General features: G+C 41.1%; 3 protein-coding genes and 2 pseudogenes. All 5 read right to left on the bottom strand.

The annotated features are described in order from the left end of the window. A pseudogene (locus MA2_RS10390) lies at positions 1-348 on the bottom strand (type II toxin-antitoxin system HipA family toxin); the annotation flags it as partial. A gap of 50 nt (positions 349-398) precedes the next feature. Beyond that, positions 399-653, bottom strand: coding sequence for a hypothetical protein (locus MA2_RS10385; RefSeq protein WP_067059574.1), 255 nt, complete (start codon positions 651-653; stop codon positions 399-401). Positions 654-732: 79 nt separating this feature from the next. After that, complete coding sequence (locus MA2_RS10380) at positions 733-4,278, bottom strand: DEAD/DEAH box helicase (protein WP_079352281.1); 3,546 nt, start codon at positions 4,276-4,278, stop codon at positions 733-735. Between the two features lie 158 nt (positions 4,279-4,436). Further along, on the bottom strand, positions 4,437-5,618 hold the full coding sequence (locus MA2_RS10375; RefSeq protein WP_067059572.1) for an RNA/DNA-binding domain-containing protein: 1,182 nt from the start codon (positions 5,616-5,618) through the stop codon (positions 4,437-4,439). Positions 5,619-5,683: 65 nt separating this feature from the next. Then, a pseudogene (locus tag MA2_RS11265) lies at positions 5,684-5,946 on the bottom strand (hypothetical protein); the annotation flags it as partial.

The raw sequence follows: 5,946 nt of genomic DNA, 5'->3' as shown, positions 1-5,946 counted from the left end.
GTGAAATTCGGCTCGCAAAATATCGCAATCTATCTCACTACGAGTGCCTCTCGGAAATTTCACCAGATAATAGCTATCTTGTGCATCGTAAGGGCCATCAGCTAACTGTTGATGGTCAATCCATACTTTGTCATTTGATGTGACTCGCAATACCAATTTCGGGGCTTCGCCGCCTGCCCCTGTCGCACCGCCTGCAATGGCGCCCATTTGATTGGCATAATCCAAAAAGTCAGCATGACGATTCACCACTTCTTCGATGTCGAAGAGACGATTTTCACCGATTGGTAAATTCTCAACGGCTTGCTTGATACGAAGATGTCCGATAGGTGCAATAGTTGCAGATTGCAATAAGCGAAAATTTTGCTCGGGTTCGGATAAATGGGCAAGCCCCAGATAATTTAATCAGTATCTGCGACCTGCCCCTGCGGGGATAATGTCGTCAAGAATGGGAACCAGCCATTATCAACACGATAACCAAACAATTCGACAGGGTAGTTAATCGAAAAAGCGTGCCAATTATCAGCAAGATAGTGCTGAAAGCTGTAATCACGTAGATAAGCGACCTCAATCAAGTTAAATTCATCAAAAGTGAGTTCAGCAATATCTTGCCATTGCTGATCTAAAAAAGCCTGAAGGGTTAGAGAGTTTTTCATAAAAAATTTAATGAGTGATATATTGCTTATTATATGAATATTCACCCGTTTATGAGAGATATAGGTTACATAATATTTATCACACAAACTTCTCAAACAGCCCTAGCAATTCATCTTCAGTCAGTTTGACGTTGCCTTCATGGTCTGTGCTTAAAATAGACCGAGCCAGCTCGGCTTTATTTTTTTGCATATTAATGATTTTTTCTTCAATACTTTGGTTAGTAATGAGTTTATAAACAAACACAGGCTTGTCTTGCCCAATTCGCCATGCCCTGTCAGACGCTTGGTCTTCAGCGGCTGGATTCCACCATGGGTCATAGTGAATCACGGTATCGGCGGTGGTTAAGTTCAGCCCAACACCGCCTGCTTTTAGGCTAATCAAGAACACAGGCACTTGCCCAGATTGGAACGCCTCAATAGCCTCGGAGCGTTTTTTGGTTTGCCCAGTGAGTTTGCTAAAACCAATGTTTTCGGTCATTAACCGTTGTTCAATCAGTGCCAACATACTGGTAAATTGAGAAAATATCAGAACTTTTCGCCCTTCAGCTACCATATCGGTGACGGTTTCTATCAGATAATCGAGTTTGGCAGAGTGCATGGCTTTGGATTTGACCGTATTTTTACCTTTTGGCAAACTGTCCAAATTAAGTAAACTTGGATGACAACACACTTGCCGTAGTTTAAGTAAGGCATCCAAAATATGAATTTGACTGCGTTTAAAGCCTTGTTTAGCGATGATTTTTTTGATGTTGTCCTGCATGGTGGCTCGCACCGCTTCATACAGCTTGGACTGCTCGTCATTCATGTCAATATTGACTTCAATGGTGGTTTTGGGCGGTAGCTCTTTGGCGACGTCGGTTTTTAAACGTCGAAGCATAAAGGGTTTGATTCGATTGACCAGTCGTTCACGTTTTCGGTTATCGCCTTTTTTCTCAATCGGGTGGCGGTAGTGTTTGTTAAACACCTCTTGACTACCCAAAAACCCTGGCATCAGAAAATAAAACAGTGACCACAATTCGCCTAGATGATTTTCCATGGGCGTGCCTGTCAAACACAGCCGATGCTTGGCGGTCAGTGAGCGTAACACTTGGGCGGATTTGCTGTGGGGGTTTTTGATGTGTTGCGCTTCATCAAGGATAATTTGATAAAACGGTTGGGCTTTTAACGTTTCTTCATCCCGCACGACGAGCGGATAAGTGGTCAGTACAATGTCATGCTCTTTGATTTTGTCAAAATCATCATGGCGGTTTGCCCCATGTAGCAATAAAACAGACAAGTCTGGGGTAAATTTGTGGGCTTCTTTTTGCCAGTTATGCATCAGTGATGTCGGAGCGACAATGAGTACAGGGCGGTCTTTCAAATGCCCTGCCTGTTTTTCCATTAAGATATGAGCGAGCGTTTGGGCAGTTTTCCCCAGTCCCATGTCATCTGCTAAGATACCGCCATGCTCGGTCTGTGCCAAAAACTGCAACCACGCCAAGCCTTGTTGCTGATACGGTCTGAGTTCACTGTTAAAACCCTTGGGCGTGGGCAAATTAGACTGATAACCTGCTTTGAGTTTTTCGCTAAAAGTTTTAAGTTTTTCGGGCATTTGCCATGCCATACCCAATGTGTGTTCTAGTTCAAGCAAGGCTTGAGCGTCGTATCTATCAATTTTTCGCTCGTCTTGTGACAGTAGATAACTTAAATTTTGTAAAATCGGCAAAATGTCTTTAAACGCCACTGCCAATGCAGGGCGACCAATGCCGACATTTACCGTAAATAGATGATTTTTATCAAGCAGTTGCTCGATATTTGGGTGCATGAGATACGGATATTGCTCGAGTAAATACGCCACGATATTGAGCAAATCATATTGATGCCCGTCGCTATCGCTGACCGTTGCTCCAACTTCGAACCAATGATTACCGTCATCGCCATTTTCGCCAGTCAAAGGTTCGACAAGTAATTCTGGGTTTTGTGACAGTTCAGCGTTAATCGGACTATCGGATAAATGCTCGACTTGCCAACCGATATCACTGAGTTTGTCCACAGGTAACAAGGCGTTGAGTGCTTGATTAAGCTCAATGGTGGCTTGATGTCGGCTGATATTTGAGCCTGTTTTTAGCCATTCAAAGGTATTAAATTGTTTTTTTAACACACGTAGGGCTTTGTTTTCCGCTTTTATATCTCGGTATTGGCGAAAGCGTTTACCATTTTTTTTGGTGATAAAAAAAGCGGTTTTAGCATCCATTCGGGCAGGAATTTCACCCGTTTCATAAGCAAAGCTAAGCTCGGCTTTGACATAGTGTTTGTCTATCCATTGCTGTTGCCAATAGTCTCGTCTCATGTTGTAGGGCAATTGATTCGTATCGATACTGCCAAAGCGGATGATTGGCTGTGGCGTGCCATAGATATTGTCAATCGGTTGGGCGTTTTTAGGTTTGGGCAGTTGTTGCGTGGCTTGGCTGTTTGACAAAACCTGTTCGACATCGGTGACCAAGTCTTTGGGAATCGATGGCATGGTAATTAAGCGATATAGCACGTCGTTTGGCATATCGCCAATCGCCTCGCTATTGACCAAGCCAATTTGGCGTTTTTGTTTATTGATATAAGTCAAAGGCTTGGTAAACAGCATATCAATCGTTTCTGTTTGCCCAAAACCATAACGTTGTTGCTCGTTGTCCAATAAGGCAAACTCAAGTTTTTCGCCCGTCTCATCGGCATTGGATTGCCATAGGGTTTCGAGCATCAACACATCATCGTTCCAAGTGATGGGATGGTTTTGTTCTGTTTTCCAATCGTTATCCCATTTGGCTTTATCGTATAAAATTTTATCTTTGATAAGCTGTTGTAATAAATCAAGCGGTAGTTCATTCGCTATCATAAAATGCTGAGAAAAAGCCGCACGGTCTTGGGCTTTGACATGGTCATATATTTGAGTGAATAAGGCTTTGGTGTTGATGGGAATTGAATAACTGTAGTAAACATTGCTGTACTGGGTATAGGTTTTAGCCTCTCGTATTTCACCTGATTTGATACGGCGAACTTTGATGAGTTCAAGCTGTAATTGCCCAAATTTTTGCTCAATTAGATAGACAAAGGGTGATAAGTCCTGATTCGAGGCTTTAAGCTTTTTGGGGGCTTCTAACGTATTTAACGATTGACGTAAATTTTTTAACCAAAGCTCGGCTTCGTCATGTTGTTTGTTACCATTACGATTGGGATTGGCTACGTTTAAGCTATTTGCCAAAACCTTATTTAAGGCTTGATACTCAGACGAATTGGGGAGTTGGGCGATTTGTTGCATCAAATCTTGGACAAATTGCTGATCTTTCAATAACAGTTGACCAGTTGAGTTGCTAGATTCGCTTTCTTGAGCGTGTAATAAACGTGCGAGAGCGACACCGTGCTTACAAAATTCGCCCACAGGACAACTACAGTCGCTGGTGGTGATCCGTTTACTGTGCTTGTTATAAATAATAACCGTACGGTAGGTTTGAGTGCCTTTAATATAGGCGGTTAACTGTATATTGTCGGTGGTCTCGACTCGCTCAAGGTTGTCTCGCTTGATTTGACCGACATAATTATGGCTTCGGCTGATGGTCTGGCTATCAAAGTTGTAAAGTAAATTAGTAAGTGACATACATTATCTCATATATTGCAAAACATTATTTCGAATGGCTTGTCACAGTTTAGTATTTGCTAAAATGCTCATTCAAAAAACTTTAGCACACCGACTTTTATCAATTATGCCGTTGTATTCGTTCTAAATCAGTAATTTCATAGACTATAGGGAAATTTTTAGCTATTTGGTACTGATTTACGTTTAATGATAGCTTTAAATAGATTACGCTCTTTGTCATCTATCAATTCAATATCAGGATAAGCTTTATACGCTCGCAAAATGCCACTACCTAAACCGCGATAAGGTAATAACTTACTGGCAAATGAAGCCAAAATTGGATTACGAATATTGGAGTTGCCCATTTTAATATTTTCAATCGTCAGATTATTGGGAAGATGACCAGGACTAATAATCTCAACTCTATCACTAAAAACTAATAAGCGAATCGGGGCAGAGACAAAGTAATCACGGTGGATTAGGGCATTAGCTATCAATTCTTCGAAAACAATTTTCGGAATTTCGGGTTCGCCTATTGAGTTAAACCCTTGATTATTTTGCAGGTAGCGAATGTTCATCATACAAAAACTTAACGCTTGAGCGAACATCTCTGACAATTTGCCCGTAATATCTCGACTATCGATATACTGCTCATCGGTGATATCAGTACCATAAAATGCGACTGCCTTAATCAAAAAAACAGGTAGTTTGGTTTGCGGTTTTTTAGCAAACAATAAAGCACCCGCATAATTTAAAACTGGTTCATTCGATGAATGAGTAACGCTCATCAAATTCATATTCTCCAAAAGCTGACTTGGCGTTAGCGATTGTTCATCAAGACTCTCACCATATTCATTTTCAAAAAACTGAGAAAAAGTGGTCATATCGACATCTTTAATCGATGAAAAGGCAACGGGTAACTCATCGGCATGAATCAATGCCGTTTGCTGGAAAATACGCTGTAATTCTTCTCTTGCAGTCACCTTGCGTTTATCTGAACCACTTTTTACATAAACATGCAAGTTTTTATCCATATAAGGCTTGCTAATCCCCTCAGGGATCTGAACGAGCATTACCATCCCTTCTGGAAGATTAAAATTTTGTGTCGTTGGGGCAATGGGTGGTCGCATATGCTCGGTACTGGCATTCGAAACCAATTGATTGATACGGCCAATATCTTCAGCATTCAAACCTGCGATAGAACCATCATCATTTACCCCAATAATTATGTATCCACCATGACTATTACTAAATGCAACCATTTCTTGAGCTAAGGCATCAGAACGGGTCACGTTGGATTTAAATTGATGTTGGCTATCTTCACCCAACGCAATTAGGTTTAACAAGTTAGCAGTTTGCATGAAATCTTCTCATTCGAATTAAAAGCATCATATATTTTATCTCTGCACACGACAGAAACACTAAACTAAATTTGGCAAATATTTAGCAGATAAAAACGAAGCAATTGATTGAATATGGCATAATCCCTACTGATAATAAACCGTCTAAAGCCATCAATCAACCAATCAAGCCCAATAGCGAAAATACTCGTTTGAGGGCGACCATTGGCTTTAGGGCGACGTTTATAATGATTGGGTTTTTCGCTTAGCTTTACTAAACCTGCTTGATATGCCCAACAAAAGGCTAAAGCGGTGATAGCAACAAGTTTACTCACCCTATCTTGTATGG

The sequence above is a fragment of the Moraxella atlantae NBRC 14588 genome (assembly GCF_001591265.1).
Classification (GTDB): domain Bacteria; phylum Pseudomonadota; class Gammaproteobacteria; order Pseudomonadales; family Moraxellaceae; genus Faucicola; species Faucicola atlantae.
The sequence above is the reverse complement of the archived record's forward strand: the minus strand, read 5'-3'. Positions and strand labels throughout refer to the sequence as shown.

Bases quoted from the DNA above. Each gene is read 5' to 3' on its own strand.
- MA2_RS10385 (WP_067059574.1), bottom strand. From the start codon at position 653: ATGAAAAACTCTCTAACCCTTCAGGCTTTTTTAGATCAGCAATGGCAA.
- MA2_RS10380 (WP_079352281.1), bottom strand. From the start codon at position 4,278: ATGTCACTTACTAATTTACTTTACAACTTTGATAGCCAGACCATCAGC.
- MA2_RS10375 (WP_067059572.1), bottom strand. From the start codon at position 5,618: ATGCAAACTGCTAACTTGTTAAACCTAATTGCGTTGGGTGAAGATAGC.